The organism is Coprococcus sp. AF51-11b1, from assembly GCF_027682785.1.
Lineage (GTDB): Bacteria > Bacillota > Clostridia > Lachnospirales > Lachnospiraceae > Allocoprococcus > Allocoprococcus comes.
Map to the genome: position 1 here is coordinate 1 of NZ_JAQCZB010000010.1, position 20,607 is coordinate 20,607.

A 20,607-nucleotide genomic window follows, 5' to 3' on the forward strand; every position below is an offset into this window, starting at 1 on the left:
ACTCGTTGTGAGTCATACCCTCCCTGCTTTGGAACTATCTATTTCCCGACAGCCCCTTTCTTTTTTACTCAGTATTTTTCTACAACATAAATAATGTTATCATTTTTAACATATTTCGTCAAGTTAGGCATAACGGATTTAGGTGCTTTAACTGTAAAACTTTATCAAAATATCGCAACTTTAATCGAAGAATTTAAATGATAAAAACAGCAAAGAACATCAGTGTCTGATTGAGAAGGAAAGTTCTTGATGTTATATCTGCTGGGAAGATCTTCCCGCGCTAATCCTAGCGCAGGAAGCCTCTCAGCATTTTTTCTTTCCAGAACCGGTACTTCTGATACCGTATCGGCAGATCCATCCAGGTTTTCTTATCGACTATGCTTCTCTGATGTGTGAAGCATTCAAATCCTTCTTTTCCATGATAGCATCCCATGCCGCTTTCTCCGACACCGCCGAACGGCATCTGGCTGGTGGCGAGGTGGATGATGGTATCGTTGATGCAGCCGCCGCCAAAATGGCATCTGGCAAGGACTTTCTTTTTGGCAGCAGGATCTTCGGTGAAAAGATAGAGTGCAAGCGGGTGTGGATGGGATTTGACCTGCCGGATTGCATCATTCAGGTCAGAATAGGTAAGTACCGGAAGAATCGGTCCGAAAATTTCTTCGCCCATGACCGGATCGTCCCAGGTGACATCTTTTAGGATGGTCGGGGCAATGCGCAGGGTAGACGGATCGGACTCACCTCCACAGACTAGCTTGTCGGCAGCAATCAGGTTCTGCAGCCGGTGAAAATGTTTTTCGTTGATGATTTTCCCATAATCCGGATTTTGAAGAGGCTGTTTGCCAAACTGCCGGTGGATTTCTTTTTCCAGTGCCTGAAGCAGCCGGTCACGAATAGAAGCATCGCAGAGGATATAATCCGGGGCAACGCAGGTCTGTCCGCAGTTGAGGTATTTTCCGAATACGATCCGCCTTGCGGTGAGAGAAATTTTCGCCGTGGAATCCACGATGCACGGGCTTTTCCCACCAAGCTCCAGAGTGACGGGAGTCAGGTATTCGGCAGCATGACGAAGGACTTCTTTTCCAACCGTTTTTCCTCCGGTGAAAAAGATTTTGTCAAAACGCTGGTTTAAGAGCGCCTGATTTTCTTCCCGGCCTCCGGTGATCATCGTTGCATATTTCGGCGGATAACATTCCTTGAGGATCTGGCTCAGAATCTGACTGGTGTGTGGAGCGTAAGCGCTTGGCTTCAGGATGACGGTATTTCCGGCGGCGAGCGCATCGATCAGCGGTTCTAAAGTGAGGAGTACCGGGTAATTCCAGGGACTCATGATCAGTACGGTTCCGTAGGGGGATGGCGATTGAAAGCTTTTGGCGGCGAAGTGTGCCAGCGGAGTAGGGACGGTTTTACAGCGCATCAGCTTTGGTAAATGCCTTTGCATCCAGGTAAGCTCGGAAAGTGTCAGACCGATTTCGCACATATAGCTTTCCATCCGGCTTTTTCCAAGATCCGTTTTTAGTGCTGTATACAGATCTTGTTCATGGCGTTTGAGTGCAAGTTTTAGCTGTTCTAATTGTTTTAATCGAAAAGAAAGCGGAAGTGTTGCGCCGGTTGCAAAAAAATCACGCTGCGTGGAAATCCGCTGTCTGATTGTCTGTTCATCCATGTGTTTTAACCTCCCAGGTATCTGGATATTTAAGTTTCGATTCCTGTTTTCCAAATTGTGTTTATATTCTTGAAGAGTCTTTTATACTGAAAATAATGTATATTTCTTTTATGATAACGAAAATAAGAGAATTCTTCAACGGTGTGAGTGGCGAAAATGGAAAGAATGTGATAAAATATTTTTGTTTGCAGCAGCAGACTTACATAATTTTATCAAGACAGGAGCTTTAATATATATGGGATACGAGCGTTTGGAAAAGAGTTTAATCGATCTGGTAAAGGAAGAGCAGGCAAAGCTCGGATATCGGAAAGAGATGATCCGGCTTTATTATCCGCTCAGTTCACTGAATCATTTTATGGAGACGAATGCAGATTCGGAAGAAATGCAGGAGCTCCTTGCAGCTTTTCCGAAAGCAGCAGAAGATATTTTCGGGGAAGTCGGGATTACACATGCAAAGGACCGTTTTTGCTTTGCTTTATCGGAAAAAGCATCGGAATATGTGCATGAAAATATGAAACCGAATGAATTTATCAAAGAGCTGGTGGAACTTGTCGCAAAGCATGGCTGCACGATGGAAGATATCGAAGTATTGTTCCGTTCTCATTCAGACAAGATCGTGGCAGAACCTATGGACAATGGAGAATTTGACCGGATGATCCGGTTTGAAGAGGGAGAAGACAAGTATTATTATTGCTTTAAAGATGAAGGATGCCATATTATTTATCATCGTTTCCTGCCGGAAGATTATGCAGATTTTGACTTTTAAATCGAACATTGCGGGAATTGCATAGCAATGAAGCAATCCGGTTACATCAGTGAGTGGCAAAATTTACTTTTGACACTCACATCATTAAATTGAATAAAAATAGATACAGATTTTGGCTTTAAACCAGATAAGAAAATAAGAAATCGAGGTAACACCAATGAAAATCGGAATATATGATTCAGGGATCGGCGGACTTTCTGTGCTTCACCGCGCACTGAAAAAGATGCCGGAAGCAGAATTTATATATTATGCGGATACAAAGCATGTTCCATACGGAGAAAAGACGAGGGAACAGATCAAAGGATATGTAGAAGAGGTTCTGAATTTCCTGATCGCGAAGGAGGTTGATGCAATCGTAATCGCCTGTAATACGGCAACCAGCGTGGCAACGAAAGAATTCAGAGGCGAATTTGCCGTACCGATCGTCGGTATGGAACCGGCAGTCAAGCGCGCGCTCAAGCTATATCAGGATATGCAGAAACGGATTCTGGTAACAGCAACACCGGTTACGATAGCCGGAGAAAAATTACACAGCCTTCTGGAACGGGTTGACACAGAACACGAAGTAGATCTGGCTCCGCTTCCAAAACTGGTCCGCTTTGCCGAAGCCGGAAGATTCCAGGACCCGGAAGTAGATGAATACCTGAAAAACAGCCTTCAGAGCTATACACTCAACCAGTATGCTGCAGTCGTACTTGGCTGTACTCACTTCAACTACTTCAAACAATCCTTCCGCAAAATCTTCCCGGGAGAAATCCACTTTGTAGACGGCAACGAAGGCACCCTCCGCCAGCTAAAAAGAGTTCTCCCCGAACAAACCACCCCAGGAGAACCCAGCAAAGTCACCTATTACTTCTCCGGAGAACCTGCTGATGATGAGGGTATGAAGAAAATTCAGGCATGTATGACGCAGTTAGATAAAGTATATGAGATCAAGTAAATACTGATATCGAATAAAATCCACCCCATTCCTATCTTGTGCAATGGAGATGAGACTCAAGAATCGTGGAAGCCTTTGCTGAACACGATTCTCGCCCTAAGAGGCTCATCGGAATGCTTTGCACAACTTGGAATGGGGTGGATTTTATTCTTCTCTGGTGGTGTCACAACCTATCTTATTGTACTTCCTGAATCCCAGTAATATCACTATCTATCATCATCGAATAATTGGTATAATACACGACAAACCCAGGCTTGCTTCCATTTGGTTTCTTGACATGTTTTTTCTCTACATAGTCAACCTCCACCTTTTCAGCCCCGGAATTCTTCGAGTAATGCGCAGCAAGTCTGGCTGCCTCTTCAAAGGTCCGGTCCGGAAGTTCTTCCCCGTTCGTCTTCACGATGACATGGGAACCCGGTGCCTTTTTCGCATGGAACCACCAGTCCCCGCCATTTGCAAAATGGAAGGTGAGTTCTTCGTTCTGAAGATTATTTTTTCCAACATACATATGGAAACCGTCTGAAGAAATATAGTGGAACGGTTTGCTTGTGATCTTCACCTTTTTGGCAGACTGCTTTCTGCGGATAAATCCACTTTCGATCAGTTCTTCCTTGATCTGGATCAGGTCATCCTCGCTTCGTGCAATATCCAGGGATTTGCTGACGGACTCCAGATAATCAATCTCATCTTTCGTTTCTTTGATCAGTTCTGAAAGAGCCTCGAAAGTACGTTTCTGTTTATTATACCGGTCAAAATATTTCTTTGCATTTTCCTGTGGTGTTTTCTGCGGATCCAGCGGAATTTTGATCATTTCGTTAGTATAATAATTGAGTGCTTCCAGTTCTTTTGCACCTTCTTCCAGATTGTAACCGTAGGTGTGGATCAGTTCCCCGTATACCTTGTATTTATCGCGGTTTTCCGTATCGCGAAGCTGCTTTAACTGCAGGTCGTATTTCTTGCGGTTACGTTCCAGTGCTGTCTGAACCACACGGCGCAGATCCGAAGATTTCTGGCGGATCCGGGTGATCAGATCACGGGAAGAATAATAAGTCCGGATCACTTCAGAAATCGAATCATAAGATTTTACCTGATAGTTGGAAAAGTGGGTGAGCAGAAGAGATGAGAACTCTTTCGGCTCATTTCCATCGTAATAAATAGCAGGAGAGAATTTGCTTTCTGTCACCTGCTCCATAAAATAGGTAAACTGCCGGTACAGATGCGCCAGCAGATCACCGGACATCTCCGATGCCGGAACAGAAGAGTCGATTCCTGCCAGATAGCAGATCTCTTCGGCGACAACCGGACTGATTCCGGTAAAACTGTTGTAGATCGCTTTTCCGACCGGCATTGGTTTGGAGAGAAGTTCCTGTGTGAAATTTTCCTCCGGTATGCCAAGTGGATTCTCTTTTTTCATAGTATCCGGGATAAAATATTCTCTTCCCGGAAGAACCTCACGCACAGAACTCATCTGCGCGGAAACATGCTTGATACTGTCGATGATCATTCCTTTTTCATTACAGAAAATAATATTGCTGTGCTTGCCCATGATCTCAACGATCAGGGATTTGCGGCACAGATCTCCAAGTTCATCCAGGTGCTCGATCTCGAAGCGGATGATCCGTTCCAGGGAAGGCTGAGAAATGCCTACGATGCGGCCATTTGCAATATGTTTTCTCAGAAGCATACAGAAATTCGGCGCAGTCATCGGACTTGGTTTGTTATCTCTGGACAGATAGATCAGCGGCAGGGATGCACTTGCGGAGATGACCAGTCTTACCTGCCCTTTTGCAGGTTTGATCGTGAGAAGCAGTTCATCATTTTCCGGCTGTGCGATCTTGGCGATCCGTCCGTTCAGGATGGTATCATTTAATTCTTTTACGATATTTGCGATTGTAATTCCATCAAAAGCCATTTTAAAAATTCACCTCATATTTATCCGGGAATATGCCAGGGCACATTCTTTTTTCAATGGGCTCATTATAGCATAGAGAGGCATGCATAGACAAGTGAAAATGCCCTGTCACCCGGTTGACGAGTAAGTGTAAATGAACTATAATAATCGATAGTAAAACGGCCCTTAAAAGGTCAGTAAGAAGAGGGAAAATCAAATGATAAAAAGTATGACAGGCTTTGGACGGTGTGAGATCGCCGAAGCAGACCGCAAATTTACCGTAGAGATGAAGGGGGTTAATCACCGTTACCTGGATGTGAATATCCGTATGCCAAAGAAGCTTAACTTCTTTGAGTCCGCGATCCGCAACCTGCTTAAGCAGTATGTGCAAAGAGGAAAGATTGATATTTTCATCGGGTATGAAGATATGACAGAAAGCCAGATGACTTTGAAATATAATCAGAAGCTGGCAGAAGAATATATGACAAGCTTTAAGCAGATGGAAGAACAGTTTGGGCTTGACAATGATGTGCGGGTATCCACACTTGCACGCTGCCCGGAAGTCCTTACGATGGAAGAACAGTCTGTGGATGAGGAAGAACTGTGGAGTGGTCTTGAAAAAGCAATGAAAGGCGCATGCGAACAGTTTGTACAGACCAAGACTACAGAAGGTGAGAACCTGAAAAAGGATATCATTGGCAAGCTGGATGGAATGCTGGAAGTTGTTGCCAGGGTTGAAGAGCGATCTCCGCAGATCGTTGCTGAATACCGGGAGAAGCTGGAAACGAAAGTGAAGGAGCTTCTTGGGGACACCCAGATTGACGAAGGACGGATCGCGGCTGAGGTTGTGATCTTCTCTGACAAGATCTGTACAGATGAAGAAGTGGTAAGGCTGAAAAGCCATATCAAGCATATGAAGGAAACTCTGGAACAGACAGAGGGAATCGGACGCAAGCTTGATTTTATTGCGCAGGAGATGAACCGTGAGGCGAACACGATCTTATCCAAGGCAAATGATCTGGAAGTATCCAATTATGCAATCGATCTGAAGACTGAGATTGAAAAAGTCCGTGAGCAGATTCAAAATATTGAATAAAGCTTTGAAAAATGTAAAAAGATGTGTTAAAATAACATTTCAATGTCTGAGTATGCAGGAGAACTGATTATGAGAGAAAAAAAAGGAATTCTTATTGTAGTATCCGGATTTTCCGGAGCCGGTAAGGGAACACTGATGAAAAAGCTGATGCAGGACTATGATAATTATGCATTATCGATCTCTGCAACCACGCGACAGCCTCGTGTCGGGGAAGAAGATGGAAGAGAGTATTTTTTCAGAACAAAAGAAGAATTTGAAAAAATGATTGCGCGTGATGAGCTTATAGAGTATGCTAGATATGTAGAAAATTACTATGGAACTCCGAAGCAGTATGTTATGGAGCAGTTAGAGGCAGGCAAGGATGTGATCCTTGAGATTGAGATCCAGGGTGCGTTGAAAGTGAAAGAGAAGTATCCGGATACCCTGCTGATGTTCGTGACTCCGCCGAGTGCGCAGGTACTGAAAGACAGACTGGTAGGACGGGGAACCGAGACCGCAGAAGTGATCGATTCGAGAATGAAGCGGGCAGTAGAAGAATCACAGGGCGTAGAGAAGTACGATTATCTTGTGATCAATGATGACCTGGAGCGCTGCGCAAAAGAGATGCACAGCATTATTCAGGGTGAGCATGACCGGGTAAGCCGGAATGCTGACTTTATAGATGATATCAGAAAAGAACTGAAGGAACTGTAGGAAAGGAGCAGAATTTATGTTACATCCATCATATACCGATTTGATGAAAGTAGTAAATCAGGACGTGGAAGAAGGCGCAACTAAGATTGTCAACAGCCGTTATTCTATCGTTCTTGCAACAGCAAAGAGAGCGAGACAGATCATTGACGGCGAGATGCCGCTTGTTCCTGTTAAGGACGGCGAAAAGCCGCTTTCTATTGCAATTGATGAGCTGAACAGTGGAAAGATCAAAATTATTGCAGAAGATGCAGATAAATAAAAGAAGTTCGATACCCTGCAGCTGTCTGCGGGGTATTCTTATGATAGGGGATTTTATTTTCCGGTGAAGATGATTTCCCCTGCCGCCCAGAAATTATGCTTGAGGAGAAATTTATTTTATGAATATATTATTCATTTCATTAGGCTGTGACAAGAACCTTGTGGATTCGGAGGTCATGCTTGGGATTCTTGCAAAGGACGGTCATCAGATGGTGGACGATGAGACAATGGCAGATGTCATTATCATTAACACCTGCTGCTTTATCCATGACGCAAAGGAAGAGAGTATCCAGAATATTCTTGAGATGGCAGATCTGAAGAAGACCGGTAGATTAAAAGCCCTGATCGTAACAGGCTGTCTTGCACAGAGATACAAAGAAGAGATCATTCAGGAAATCCCGGAGGTTGATGCGGTTCTCGGAACGACTTCTTATGAAGAGATCGCACACGTGATTGATGGAGTTTTAAGTGACAGTCCGATGGAGCGCGGAGACGTGCGCCTGACCATGAAGGATGTGGATTATCTTCCGGTGACAGACACGCACCGTATGGTGACGACCGGCGGACATTTCGCTTATCTGAAGATTGCAGAAGGCTGTGACAAGCACTGTACTTACTGTATTATCCCGAAGGTACGAGGAGATTTTCGGAGTGTGCCGATGGAGCATCTGCTGGAGGAAGCGCAGAATCTGGCAGACGGAGGGGTGAAGGAGCTGATCCTGGTAGCACAGGAGACCACCATGTACGGAACCGATCTGTACGGGGAGAAGCGGCTTCCACAACTTTTGAGAGCGCTTTGCAAGATCAGCGGACTTCGTTGGATCCGTATTTTATACTGCTATCCGGAGGAAATCACGGATGAGCTGATTCAGGTGATCAAGGAGGAACCAAAGATCTGCCATTATCTGGATCTCCCGATTCAGCATGCAAGCGATGGTATCCTGAAGAGAATGGGAAGACGGACTTCCAGAGCGCAGCTCATCGAGACCATTGAGAAGCTTCGACGTGAGATCCCGGATATCGCACTTCGCACAACTTTGATCACTGGATTCCCTGGAGAGACACAGGAACAGCATGAAGAGCTGATGGATTTTGTGGATCAGATGGAATTCGACAGACTTGGCGTATTTACCTACTCACCGGAAGAGGATACTCCAGCAGCATCTATGCCGGATCAGATCCCGGAAGAAGTCAAAGAGGAACGTCAGGCAGAGCTCATGGAACTTCAGCAGGATATCGTATTTGACCAGGCAGAAGACCGGATTGGGGAAGAGCTGCTTGTGATGATCGAAGGCAAGGTAGCAGATGAGAATGCCTATGTGGGAAGAACCTACCGGGATGCGCCGAATGTAGACGGACTTATTTTTGTGAACACATCGGAAGAACTAATGTCGGGAGATTTTGCAAGGGTAAAAGTGACCGGATCTGCAGATTATGATTTGATAGGAGAGTTATTATGAATTTACCAAATAAGTTAACGATTTTACGAGTGATTTTAATTCCATTTTTTGTAGTGTTTATGTTATTTGATATTACCGGAGCAGCAGATAAGTGGATCGCACTTGTGATCTTCTGTGTTGCCAGCCTGACGGATATGCTGGATGGGAAAATCGCCAGAAAGTACAACCTGGTAACGAACTTCGGTAAATTTATGGATCCGCTTGCAGACAAGCTGCTGGTATGTACCGCGCTGATCTGTCTGACATCTATGAACCGACTGAATGTCATTGTTGTTCTGGTGATCATTGCCAGAGAATTTATCATCAGCGGATTCCGTCTGGTTGCTTCTGACAATGGAATCGTCATTGCGGCAAGCTACTGGGGCAAATTCAAAACCGTATCACAGATGGCACTGATCATTGTGCTGATCATGGATCTGGGCGGTGTGTGGAATGTTGTAGGAACAGTCCTTACATGGGTAGCACTGCTCCTGACCGTCGTTTCACTGATCGATTATATTGCAAAGAACAAACAGGTATTAACACAGGGAGGCATGTAAAATGGTTGTAGAGCTGATTTCTGTCGGCACTGAAATTTTACTTGGCAACATTGTGAATACAAACGCAGCATACCTAGCAGAGAAATGTGCTCTGCTAGGTTGTTCTTTATATCACCAGACTGTTGTCGGTGACAATGAAGAGCGTATGGAAGAAGCAATCCGCCAGGCAATAGAGCGCGCTGATATCGTAATTCTGACAGGGGGACTTGGCCCTACCAAGGATGATCTGACAAAAGAAGTAACTGCAAAGGTATTTGGCAGAAAACTTTATATGGATGAACATTCCAAAGCACGGATCCAGTATTATTTTGAAAAGATAAAGAGTAAAAAAGTAACGGAAAATAACTGGAAGCAGGCGTTGGTTCCGGAAGGCGCGATCGTGATCGACAATCTGAACGGAACGGCACCTGGACTGATCCTGGAGGATAAAGAGCGCGGCAAAGCAGCGATCCTGATCCCTGGGCCTCCGAATGAGATGAAGCCGATGTTTGAACACGACATTGCACCGTACCTCAATAAAAAGCAGCCGGAGGGAATCTATTCCCATATGGTAAAAGTGTGCGGGATTGGGGAAAGCAGGGCAGAGACCATGGTTGCGGATCTGATGGATGCACAGACCAATCCGACGCTTGCGCCTTATGCAAAGACAGGAGAGGTACATTTTCGTGTGACTGCAAGAGCATGCTCTGAAGAAGCGGCAGAAAAACTGATGGAGCCGATGATCGAAGAGATGAAGAAGCGTTTTGGTGATGCTGTTTATACGACCGAAGAGAATGTGACACTGGAAGAGTCGGTGATCCGTCTTCTGGAAGAGAAGAAGATGACTGTGACAACGGCAGAATCCTGTACAGGCGGAAAGCTTTCCGGCAGACTTCTGAATGTGTCGGGAGCTTCCAGCGTGTACAATGAAGGATATATTACTTATGCGAATGCATCGAAGGAAAAGATTCTTGGTGTGAAGCATGAGACACTGGAAACCTACGGGGCAGTCAGTGAACAGACAGCAGCAGAGATGGCGCTTGGGGCAGCAAAGGCGGCAGGTGCGGATGCGGCACTTAGTGTAACCGGAATCGCAGGACCTGGCGGCGGCACAGCGGAAAAACCGGTCGGACTTGTGTATATCGGATGTGCGGTAAATGGAGAGGTAACGGTAAGAGAGTACCGTTTTACCGGCAATCGTGAGAAGAACCGGGACTATGCGGTTGCACGTGCGATCACGCTCTTGCGGGAAGAACTTTTAAAGAGGGCGTAAGAGAGAAAACCAGTTCATTCTGGAAAAGATGAGGTACAGAAAAATGATCATAAAAAGACTATATAGCAGTCAGGAGGTTGTGGAAGGTCTGCATCTGGTATGGGATGTATTTATCAGAGAAAACGCCAATTCCTGTACACAGCAGGGAATCGAGGAATTTGCCCGTTTTATCAAGATGGAGAATTTTATGCCTCTTGTCGAAAGCGGAGAGATGATCGTCTTTGGCGTGGTAGAAGGACAGGATCTTGGCGGTGTCGGAGCCGTGCGGAGGGATGGACATATTTCCCTTCTGTTTGTCCGCCCGGATTTGCGGAGAAAAGGGATTGCGAAGGCTCTTGTTGGTGAAATGTGCAGATACTGTACGATGCAGTTTGCTCTGATGCGTATGACGGTCAATGCATCGGTTGTGAGTACGGAAGCTTATCACCATATGGGATTCCGGGATCTGGCACCGGTTCAGGAAAAGAACGGGATCCGTTTTGTCCCGATGGATTTGATGATATCACCGGCAAATGTAAGATCTTCTTATAATGGAAAGAAACATACGGGACTTTTTATCGGGATCGCAGTTACCGTACTTATTTTTCTGATATTCCTGGGACTGCTCTTCGGAAAAATCATCAGCAATTTTGCGAGTGGTGAAGGAAAACAGGAGGATTCGTCACAGATTTTTGAATATAACCCGGATGAGGACGGAGAAATTGACGATATCTTTGGCAGTAATGGAAATGAAGAGGATAATAAGGAAAGCAGTTCTGAAGAAGCACAGGGAATCGAGGCAATTGAAGGCTACGAGGCAGAAAATCTGCCGTATACGATCACGGAGGAAAATTACACTTATTTTTCCAATGGAAATAAAGGCGAATATCCGATGCAGTTTGATGTCAAATATCCGCAGATCACAGGTGTGGAAGGTGAAAATATTGACAAGATCAATGAAATGCTGAAGGACTGTGCGATGAGTACGGTCAATACCTTATATCTGGCTCCGAGTGATTCTATGAAAGAGAAAATGTTGGAGGAATCGAACCCGTTTTTAGGAAGTCTTGTAACGTACAAGGTTTCTTATGCAGGAGAAGATTTTATCAGCGTAGCATTCAATGATATTTATTATGCAGGAAATACTTCTGCACAGTATTGTGACCTCCGTACCCGCAACATCCGTATTTCTGACGCAAAGCAGTTTGAAGTGGCAGATATCGTGGATCTAAGCGATGCATTTATGCACGATTGGATGAAAAAGATGAAGGGTGAAGCACCATCGGCAGAGGTGTTAAGCAGTGTGAAATTAAATGATTTCCGACAGATTTTAAATGGAGAAATCCTGGAGAACCGGTACTTTGATGCATTCTTTGTAGATAAGGATGGAATTGAGATCGGAATTACTTACCATTACCCGGGAGATGGAAAAAAATCTTCTGCGGAGAGTGGATGGATCACAGCGCCGTTTACTATGAAAGAAATAATTGAATATAAAACAGACAGTGAGTTCTGGAATCTTGTACAAAGTAACAATTGACGAATGTCGAAAATTGTGCGAAAATAAATACATATGGTGTTAAAACAATCACAAACGCCTTATAAAAGAAAAACAGATGTATTTGAAAGGAGTTTTAACATGATTTATTCACATGAAGTAGAAATGATGTGTCCGGTAGCTCAGGGTGCAAACCACGGACCAGCTCCAATTCCGGAAGAAGCAAAATGGGTAAAGGCTAAAGAAATCAAAGATATTTCCGGTCTTACACATGGTGTCGGCTGGTGTGCTCCACAGCAGGGTGCATGCAAACTTACTTTGAACGTTAAAGATGGTATTATTCAGGAAGCACTTGTGGAGACTATCGGATGTTCAGGAATGACTCATTCCGCAGCTATGGCTTCAGAAATTCTTCCAGGAAAGACTATTTTGGAAGCACTTAACACAGACCTTGTCTGTGATGCAATTAATACAGCAATGAGAGAACTTTTCTTACAGATCGTATACGGAAGAACTCAGAGTGCATTCTCAGAAGAAGGACTTCCGATCGGTGCAGGACTTGAAGACCTTGGTAAAGGACTTCGTTCACAGGTTGGTACAATGTACGGAACTCTCGCAAAAGGACCACGTTACCTGGAAATGGCAGAAGGTTATGTAACAGGAATCGCTCTTGATAACCATGATGAAATCATCGGATACCAGTTCGTAAGTCTTGGAAAATTCACAGACTTTGTCAAAGCAGGCGATACTCCGAACGAAGCTTGGGAAAAAGCTAAAGGACAGTACGGACGTGTAGCTGATGCCGTTAAGATCATTGATCCGCGTAAAAACTAATTACATACATAAGTAATTAACGGGTTATATAGGCAACAATATTTTCAGGAGGACAATTAAATGGCTTTATTTGAATCATATGAGAGAAGAATTGATAAAATCAATGAAGTTTTAAACAGCTATGGCATTGCTTCACTCGAAGAAGCTGAAAAGATCACAAAGGATGCCGGACTGGATGTATACAACCAGATCAAAGGTATTCAGCCAATCTGTTTTGAAAACGCATGCTGGGCTTACATCACAGGTGCAGCAATCGCAATCAAAAAAGGATGTACAAGAGCAGCAGACGCTGCAGCAGCAATCGGAGAAGGACTTCAGGCTTTCTGTATTCCGGGATCTGTAGCAGATCAGAGAAAAGTAGGTCTGGGACATGGTAACCTTGGAAAGATGCTTCTTGAAGAAACAACAGACTGCTTCTGCTTCCTTGCAGGACATGAATCATTCGCAGCTGCTGAAGGTGCAATCGGTATCGCTGAAAAAGCAAACAAAGTTCGTCAGAAACCTCTTCGTGTTATCCTGAACGGTCTTGGAAAAGATGCTGCAAAGATCATTTCAAGAATTAACGGATTCACATATGTTCAGACAGACTATGACTATTATACAGGAGAACTGAAAGAAGTTCAGAGAATCGCTTACTCTGACGGACTTCGTTCTAAAGTAAACTGCTACGGTGCAAATGATGTACGTGAAGGTGTAGCTATCATGTGGAAAGAAGGCGTTGACGTTTCTATCACAGGTAACTCTACAAACCCGACACGTTTCCAGCATCCGGTTGCAGGTACATACAAGAAAGAATGCGTAGAAGCAGGAAAGAAATACTTCTCAGTTGCTTCAGGTGGTGGTACAGGACGTACACTTCACCCGGACAACATGGCAGCAGGACCGGCTTCTTACGGTATGACAGATACACTCGGACGTATGCACTCTGATGCACAGTTCGCAGGATCTTCATCTGTACCGGCTCACGTAGAAATGATGGGTCTTATCGGTGCAGGTAACAACCCGATGGTCGGAATGACAGTCGCTGTTGCTGTAAGCATTGAGGAAGCTCACAAAGCTGGTAAATTCTAAGAAATTTATTTACAGGGAGAGGCGTAGCGCCTCTCCCTTTGTATATACAAATCAAAGAAGAACCTGCCGGTCCGATTATTTTATATCAAATCTTTCTTTTATCACTAAATCCTATCTCTCACATATACTAATACCACATCTGATCGAATTATTTTTCAAAAGAAATCTTCCTTAAAATCCCCAAAAAGAAAGGCAGGCTATCCAGATAATGGAGCAACTTATGGATTATGTAAAACCGGAACTGCTGATCGTAGCGGCAGTTCTATACTTTTTCGGAATTGCACTTAAACAAGCAGAATTTATCAAAGATAAATACATTCCGATCACGCTTGGGGCGACAGGCATTATCATCTGCGGGATCTGGGTGACATCTACCGCACATTTCGCAGGAGCACAGGATGTGTTGACCGCAGTTTTCGCATCCGTAACGCAGGGCATTGTTGTTGCAGGACTGAGTACCTACATCCATCAGATCATCAAGCAGGCAGGAAAAGAAGAGTAGGAGTAGAAGTGGTATGGCATTAAATGGAATTGACATCAGCAACTGGCAAAGTGGGATTAATCTTGCGGTTGTCCCGTGTGATTTTGTGGTGATTAAGGCGACAGAAGGAACCGGTTATGTAAATCCGGATTACGAAAGAGCCTACCGTCAGGCGAAAACAGCAGGGAAATGCCTGGGCATTTATCACTATGCGTCTGGTGGAAATATACAGGCGGAGGCAGAATATTTTCTGAAGAATGCAGGGAGCCGTGTGGGGGAGGCAATGCTTGTGCTGGACTGGGAAGGGCGGTCCAATCCGGCATTTGGTGTGAATGACCGGGAATGGGTGAAAGCCTGGTGTAATTATATTTCAACAAAGACCAGCGTCAATCCTGTGGTTTATGTGCAGCAAAGTATGATGAGCCGGTTGCAGAATATCGGAAACTATGGACTGTGGGTAGCGCAGTACGCGAGTATGGAGCCAATCGGGTACCAGGAAAATCCATGGAATGAGGGTGCATATGCCTGTGTGATGCGGCAGTACAGTTCTTCGGGAAGATTAAGCGGATGGAATGGCAATCTGGATTTGAATAAATTCTACGGAGACCGGCAGGCGTGGAGCCGGTATGCTGGAAAAGGAAACCAGACAACTCCAGAGAAACCTTCTGAAGAGGAAGAAAACCAGGAAGGAACTACGCTGGATCTGGTTTTTCGGACGATGCGTGGAGAATTTGGAAATGGGGAAGAACGGAAAAGCTGGCTTGGAACCAGATATGGAGAAGTGCAGGGGATGATCGACTATATTTCCGGTGCCAGTACAGAGACACTGGCAAAGGAAGTGCGTGCCGGGAAATATGGCAACGGGGAAGTGCGGAAAACGGTTCTGGGGAAACGGTATGAAGAAGTACAAAGCAGAGTCAATGCCGAAGAAAACAAGTATCATATCGTCAAATCCGGGGATACGCTTTCGAAAATTGCAGCGATATACGGAACATCTTATCAGGAAATCGCAAGGTTGAACAAACTACAAAATCCGAATCTGATTTATGTCGGTCAGAGGCTGCGGATCAAATAACCGGCTAATAGATTTGATATTCAGAATCTGGTCTTTGAATTCAGTAATTTGGCAAAAAGAGCTATTGTTTTCAGCTTTTTGGTGTGCTATGATGAAAAAAATGAATACACAGGAGGTTTTGGGATATGGATAATAACTTAAATGACCAGATAACTGAGAATAGTGAAGGGGAGGAAAAGAGTCCATCTTCTTACACCGATCCCAATGCAGGATATACAGAAGCAGAGCCGCAGGCAAAGAATGACAATAGCGTGCCAAAAGAGGCAGCGGACGATAATTTAAAGCAGGAAGAAAAAAGTCATCCGGCATATACTTATGGTGAAATGCCAAAGTCAGAAAACGGAAGCGGTTACGGACAGTCAGCACCGGACGGAAGCGCTTGCCATTCTGGAACTTCGGATGGAACTTATGAAAATAATACTTACAACGGAAATTCGTATTATAACGGAACCAATCAGAGCGGAGCTTATACCAATGGGTACTCTGACAACCAGTATCAGAATAGCGGTTATAATACCGGATTTAACGCGAGCGGCTATAATAACAATTACAATAGCCAGAACAATTGTCAGATGTCGCCAAAGCAGATGGATCTATCTCCACTTTCTACCGGAGAATGGCTTTTAACGATGATTGTCGGAATTATTCCATGTGCGGGACTGATTCTGTATATTATCTGGGCGTTTGGTAATAGTGGCAATCTGAACCGGCGTAACTACTGCAGAGCATCCCTGATCCTTCAGGTGATTTCCTATGTGCTTGTGATTTTCTTTGTTATCATCGCAGCGATCGGCAGAGTAAGCTATTATGGTTATTAAATAAGTATCTGGCAGGCTTTTCGGCAGGGCAGCAGTGCTTTGCTGAAAAGCTTTTTCATTTTTTTAGAAATTCTTTAGAAATCTATTCCGGTTCTCTTTAGCTTTAGGAGATAGACTATAGTCAAGGATGAGAAAAAGAGGAGAAAAGCAGTTATGGAAATGAATCATGTACTGGTCGTTGAAGACGACAAGGAAATCAGAGAAGGTGTGGAAATATACCTGAAAAGTCAGGGATACGAAGTATTTCAGGCGGCAGATGGGATTGAAGGTCTGGAAGTGATCGAGAAAGAGGAAATCCATCTTGCAATCGTCGATATTATGATGCCGCGGATGGATGGAATCCGTATGACGATGAAGCTTCGGGAAAAATATGATTTTCCGGTGATCATGCTGTCGGCAAAATCAGAGGAAGTGGATAAGATCATGGGACTGAATATCGGGGCAGATGATTATGTGACGAAGCCATTTACACCGATGGAGCTTCTTGCAAGGGTGAATTCACAGCTCAGAAGATACCGGATGTTTGCAGAGAAGCTAAGAGATCGTGAAGAAAATCAGAATATCCATGTGATCGGCGGTCTGGAGCTGAATGAAGCTACGGTGGAGGTATCGGTTGACGGAGAGCCGGTGCGCCTGACACCGATTGAGTACAAAATCCTGCTTCTCCTTATGAAGAGTCCTGGAAGAGTTTTTTCGGCAGAGGAAATTTACGAGCGTGTATGGAATGAAAAAGCGATCAATACCGATACGATCATGGTCCATATCCGGAATATCCGTGAAAAAATTGAGAGCTGCCCGAAAGAACCAAAATATTTAAAGGTGGTGTGGGGCGTTGGATACAAAATCGAAAAACAGGCATAAACTAGGGATTGTCCTGATTTTAGGTGTAATCTTACTTGCGACGGTGATCGTGTTAGGAAACTATAATACTTTTTATAAGAATGCAAAAAAGGAGCAGGACAGTCTGACACAGAATTACCGGACGAGTGAGTCCTTTATGAAGACATTTATTCGGGACTGCTATGTATTGTATTCCAAAGAATCCGGAAACGAATATAACGTAAAGTTTCTGGATGATTATTATCCGGAATTTGATGAGAAATTTAACCGGCAGATTGCATATATGAATTACCAGGTGCAGGATGCAAACGGAGAGGTAATCGATGGATACCGGTCGAATAGAGATTCCTGGGAAAAAGTGAAAGATACCGAGCTTGCAGATTATGCTCTTGGGATTAAGATCTCGTTTGACAAAAACGGTGAAATCAAGATTGATCAGGTGATGGGAACGGAAGTAACCAAACAGGAAGCTGTTCTGAAGATCCTGACCTCAAATCTGCCGGAAAAAATATTTGAATATGAAGATGAAAGTGAGATTGAAAATATTTCACCAAAAGACAGGACCTATTATTTCATGATGACGGAAGCAAAGCTGAATGCTTATGTTATGCGGGTATATCCGATTACTTCAATGGTGGGAAACGCGGCGGTTTATACAATCTTGACCCTTATATTGTTGGTCGCACTTCTGGCATGGCTGATTCCGATGAAGAAAGATCTGCATACAGGAGATGAAAAAATTTTCCATGTACCATTTGAAATTGCGATAGCGACTGGTATTACTGGAATTAGCCTGATTTTCAGCTATCTTGGAGAACTGATTATGCACGCGAAAGGAAATGTGTGGCCAATCGATTTTCTGGTCTGGTTTGTTTTCTTTGCAGTCATGTACTGGGTATCCGGCTGTGTACGCCAGATCCGGCTTCTTGGAGTAAAGGAATATGTGAAAAAAAGAGTTCTGCTGATCTGGATCTGGAGAAGATTCGGAAACGGAATCCGAGGCGGTATCCGCTGGTGCAAGAATAAGATTGAAGCATTTTATCATTCTCTGGATCAGTTCAATTTCAAGGAAAAGAACAATAAGATTATTTTGAAAATCGTGCTGTTCAATTTCGCAATACTGCTGGTGATCTGTTCATTCTGGTATTACGGAATTGCAGGACTGATCGTATATTCTGTAATCCTGTTCCTGATCCTGCAAAAATATTTTAATGATCTCCGGAAAAAATATGCATTGCTTTTGGAGGCAACCAATAAAATTGCAGACGGAAATCTGGATGTAGAGATTGAAGGTGATCTTGGTGTGTTCAGTCCGTTCCGTAATGAAATCCAGAAGATCCAGACCAGATTTAAGAAAGCGGTAAAGGAAGAAGTAAAAAGCCAGCGTATGAAAACAGAACTGATCACAAACGTATCACATGATCTGAAAACACCGCTGACTGCGATCATAACCTATGTGAATCTGTTGAAAGACGAGAAAGATGAGAAAAAGCGAAAGGATTATATTGATATTCTGGAACGCAAATCTATGCGTCTGAAAGTCCTGATCGAAGACCTTTTTGAGATCAGCAAAGCAAGCAGCCAGAATGTAAACCTGAATTTGATGAACGTGGATATCGTCAATCTGTTTAAACAGGTAAAATTTGAGCTGGAAGATAAGTTCGAAGAAAAAGGTCTGGAGTTCAGGACCACTTTCCCGGAAGAAAAAGTGATTCTTCGTCTGGACAGTCAGAAGACCTACCGGATCTTTGAGAATCTTCTGAATAACATTGTAAAATATGCGCTTCCGGGAACAAGAGTTTATGTGGAAATCGAAAAGACGGAGAAAGATGTATTTATCCGCCTGAAAAATATTTCTGCAACTGAGCTCACCTTCAATCCGGAAGAAATTACAGAACGCTTCGTCCGCGGAGATGAGTCCCGCAATACCGAAGGCTCCGGTCTTGGCCTTGCAATCGTAAAAAGCTTCGTAGGTCTCCAGGGTGGAAGCTTCCATATCGAAACCGAAGCAGACCTCTTCAAAGCCGAAATCCGCTGGGCTTTGCCGGGAGAAGAGACAGTGAAGCAGGAAGCATAAGAAAAATAAATGGTACCGGATTCAATTTTTTTTACAACTGAATCTGGTACCATTTATTTTTCTGATTTGTCTCACAACCTACATCATTCAACTTTTTTACTTTGGAAATCCGCTGGAGTAATGAATCTCATAATCATCCGTGATAAAGAGTGCCTCTGCCCCCTTGATTCCTTCGATATATTTCAATCCATCATCTAACCCCATCGCAAAGCAGGTTGTACTAAGTGCGTCCGCTTCCGTAGAAGAGTCACAGACAATACTCACCCCAAGCAGATTATTTTCATAAGGATACCCGGTTTTCGGATCTAAGATATGGTGATAAATCTTGTCGCCCACCTTAAAATACCGCTCATAAATCCCGGAAGAAACCACAGATTGATCCTTGATTTTTACACTGGTGATCGCTTCTCCATTCTGTGCAAACGGCTTCTGAATCCCGATATTATAATCCGAGCCATCCGGTTTGCCGCCAAGAGCCAGCACATTTCCGCCCAGATTGATCAGCGCATGGGATACATTCTGCTCTTTCAGATATGCTTTCAGCTGATCCGCAATATATCCCTTTGCAATTCCGCCAAGATCAATAGCTGCCTCCGGATCCAGAAGCTGAACCGTATTTCCATCAACCCTCACATTCTCATATCCGATATGACTTTTCGCTTCCTGAATCGCCGCATCATCCGGAACGGTCCCCGTATTATTCTTAAAATCCCACAAGTCACTAAGTGGAGCGATCGTAATATCAAACTTTCCATCTGCCAGACGGCTGTATTCCACGCCTTTCTGAATCAAATCCACCGTATCACCCGAAAGTGTCACAGGCTCCCCGTTTGCATGGTTCAGCTTATAAATCTCGCTTCCTTCCGAAGTCCGGCTAAACCGCGCATTATAATCTTCGCATTTCGCCACACAAGCATCCAGAACATCCTCTGAATCCTTATCATAAACCGTAATCGTCACCACCGTATCAAACACCGTCACCGTCCGCGACACCGGCTGCGGCGAACTCCCAGAACATCCACCCAGACAAAAAGTCCCAAACAAACTCAAACAAATACCAATTCCCAAACTTTTTATTTTCATCGCAAACCTCCTCAAACCATAACCTACAGTATTGTTTTTTTCATAAACTTCCTAAAAACGACATAATGAAAATTTACGAATCTCAGGTCTGTGCAATCAGCTAATGCACAGCCGTGAGGGAAGCGAAAGTCCTGCACGCCTCTATTTTGTGCAATGGAGATGAAACACAAAAATCGTGGAAGCCATTGCTGAACACGATTTTCGCCCTAAGTGGTTCATCGGAATGGTTTGCACAACTTGAGGCGTGCAGGACTTTCGCTCCCCTCACGGCGTCCCCATTCTCTTCTTCC

The 20,607-nt window shown here is 44.2% G+C and carries 19 protein-coding genes; 16 read left to right on the forward strand and 3 right to left on the reverse strand.

What is annotated here, in order from left to right; all coding sequences use genetic code 11:
* Positions 1 to 286: 286 nt before the first annotated feature.
* Positions 287 to 1,687 carry an aldehyde dehydrogenase gene (locus PGY05_RS10450; protein WP_270475933.1) on the reverse strand — a complete coding sequence of 467 codons (1,401 nt, stop codon included), beginning with the start codon at positions 1,685 to 1,687 and terminating at the stop codon, positions 287 to 289.
* Between the two features lie 214 nt (positions 1,688 to 1,901).
* On the opposite strand from PGY05_RS10450, the gene PGY05_RS10455 reads away from it, so the two are divergent.
* The gene (locus PGY05_RS10455; protein ID WP_173689794.1) at positions 1,902 to 2,432 is read left to right on the forward strand and encodes a DUF3877 family protein; all 531 of its coding nucleotides are present in this window, start codon (positions 1,902 to 1,904) and stop codon (positions 2,430 to 2,432) included.
* A 157-nt stretch (positions 2,433 to 2,589) separates the two neighbouring features.
* Positions 2,590 to 3,372 (forward strand): glutamate racemase, encoded by a 783-nt coding sequence (gene murI, locus PGY05_RS10460; RefSeq protein WP_270475849.1) that lies wholly within the window; start codon positions 2,590 to 2,592, stop codon positions 3,370 to 3,372.
* Positions 3,373 to 3,547: 175 nt separating this feature from the next.
* Here murI and PGY05_RS10465 read toward each other — a convergent pair whose 3' ends face one another.
* The gene (locus PGY05_RS10465) at positions 3,548 to 5,284 is read right to left on the reverse strand and encodes an Rqc2 family fibronectin-binding protein (protein ID WP_270475850.1); all 1,737 of its coding nucleotides are present in this window, start codon (positions 5,282 to 5,284) and stop codon (positions 3,548 to 3,550) included.
* Between the two features lie 196 nt (positions 5,285 to 5,480).
* On the opposite strand from PGY05_RS10465, the gene PGY05_RS10470 reads away from it, so the two are divergent.
* The 14 genes from PGY05_RS10470 to PGY05_RS10535 all read left to right on the forward strand — a co-directional run bounded on the left by PGY05_RS10470 (position 5,481) and on the right by PGY05_RS10535 (position 19,234).
* Entirely contained in the window at positions 5,481 to 6,359 is an 879-nt protein-coding gene (locus PGY05_RS10470; protein ID WP_270475851.1) for a YicC/YloC family endoribonuclease, read from the forward strand.
* 69 nt (positions 6,360 to 6,428) lie between these two features.
* On the forward strand, positions 6,429 to 7,052 hold the full coding sequence (gmk, locus tag PGY05_RS10475; protein ID WP_022220477.1) for a guanylate kinase: 624 nt from the start codon (positions 6,429 to 6,431) through the stop codon (positions 7,050 to 7,052).
* Positions 7,053 to 7,068: 16 nt separating this feature from the next.
* Positions 7,069 to 7,311, forward strand: coding sequence for a DNA-directed RNA polymerase subunit omega (rpoZ, locus tag PGY05_RS10480; protein ID WP_022220478.1), 243 nt, complete (start codon positions 7,069 to 7,071; stop codon positions 7,309 to 7,311).
* Positions 7,312 to 7,429: 118 nt separating this feature from the next.
* Positions 7,430 to 8,770: a 30S ribosomal protein S12 methylthiotransferase RimO gene (gene rimO / locus PGY05_RS10485; protein WP_270475852.1), complete on the forward strand. Its 1,341-nt coding sequence runs from the start codon at positions 7,430 to 7,432 to the stop codon at positions 8,768 to 8,770.
* Complete coding sequence (gene pgsA, locus PGY05_RS10490) at positions 8,767 to 9,309, forward strand: CDP-diacylglycerol--glycerol-3-phosphate 3-phosphatidyltransferase (RefSeq protein ID WP_055155589.1); 543 nt, start codon at positions 8,767 to 8,769, stop codon at positions 9,307 to 9,309. The genes rimO and pgsA overlap by 4 nt, the downstream gene beginning before the upstream one ends.
* Before the next feature lies 1 nt (position 9,310).
* On the forward strand, positions 9,311 to 10,561 hold the full coding sequence (locus PGY05_RS10495) for a competence/damage-inducible protein A (RefSeq protein ID WP_270475853.1): 1,251 nt from the start codon (positions 9,311 to 9,313) through the stop codon (positions 10,559 to 10,561).
* Between the two features lie 28 nt (positions 10,562 to 10,589).
* On the forward strand, positions 10,590 to 12,080 hold the full coding sequence (locus tag PGY05_RS10500; RefSeq protein ID WP_270475854.1) for a GNAT family N-acetyltransferase: 1,491 nt from the start codon (positions 10,590 to 10,592) through the stop codon (positions 12,078 to 12,080).
* A 99-nt stretch (positions 12,081 to 12,179) separates the two neighbouring features.
* Positions 12,180 to 12,872, forward strand: a complete 693-nt coding sequence (locus tag PGY05_RS10505; protein WP_270475855.1) for an iron-sulfur cluster assembly scaffold protein — start codon at positions 12,180 to 12,182, stop codon at positions 12,870 to 12,872.
* Between the two features lie 60 nt (positions 12,873 to 12,932).
* Complete coding sequence (locus tag PGY05_RS10510) at positions 12,933 to 13,943, forward strand: GGGtGRT protein (protein WP_008375150.1); 1,011 nt, start codon at positions 12,933 to 12,935, stop codon at positions 13,941 to 13,943.
* Positions 13,944 to 14,151: 208 nt separating this feature from the next.
* The gene (locus PGY05_RS10515) at positions 14,152 to 14,445 is read left to right on the forward strand and encodes a phage holin family protein (RefSeq protein ID WP_270475856.1); all 294 of its coding nucleotides are present in this window, start codon (positions 14,152 to 14,154) and stop codon (positions 14,443 to 14,445) included.
* A 13-nt stretch (positions 14,446 to 14,458) separates the two neighbouring features.
* Positions 14,459 to 15,499 (forward strand): GH25 family lysozyme, encoded by a 1,041-nt coding sequence (locus PGY05_RS10520; RefSeq protein WP_270475857.1) that lies wholly within the window; start codon positions 14,459 to 14,461, stop codon positions 15,497 to 15,499.
* 125 nt (positions 15,500 to 15,624) lie between these two features.
* Positions 15,625 to 16,317 (forward strand): hypothetical protein, encoded by a 693-nt coding sequence (locus PGY05_RS10525; protein ID WP_270475858.1) that lies wholly within the window; start codon positions 15,625 to 15,627, stop codon positions 16,315 to 16,317.
* Positions 16,318 to 16,470: 153 nt separating this feature from the next.
* Positions 16,471 to 17,178 carry a response regulator transcription factor gene (locus tag PGY05_RS10530; protein WP_008375161.1) on the forward strand — a complete coding sequence of 236 codons (708 nt, stop codon included), beginning with the start codon at positions 16,471 to 16,473 and terminating at the stop codon, positions 17,176 to 17,178.
* The gene (locus PGY05_RS10535) at positions 17,150 to 19,234 is read left to right on the forward strand and encodes a sensor histidine kinase (protein ID WP_270475859.1); all 2,085 of its coding nucleotides are present in this window, start codon (positions 17,150 to 17,152) and stop codon (positions 19,232 to 19,234) included. The genes PGY05_RS10530 and PGY05_RS10535 overlap by 29 nt, the downstream gene beginning before the upstream one ends.
* Before the next feature lie 96 nt (positions 19,235 to 19,330).
* Here the strand turns inward: PGY05_RS10535 and PGY05_RS10540 are convergent, their stop codons facing one another.
* A complete protein-coding gene (locus tag PGY05_RS10540; protein WP_270475860.1) occupies positions 19,331 to 20,317 on the reverse strand; it encodes an FAD:protein FMN transferase in 987 nt (328 codons plus the stop codon).
* Positions 20,318 to 20,607: the final 290 nt, after the last annotated feature.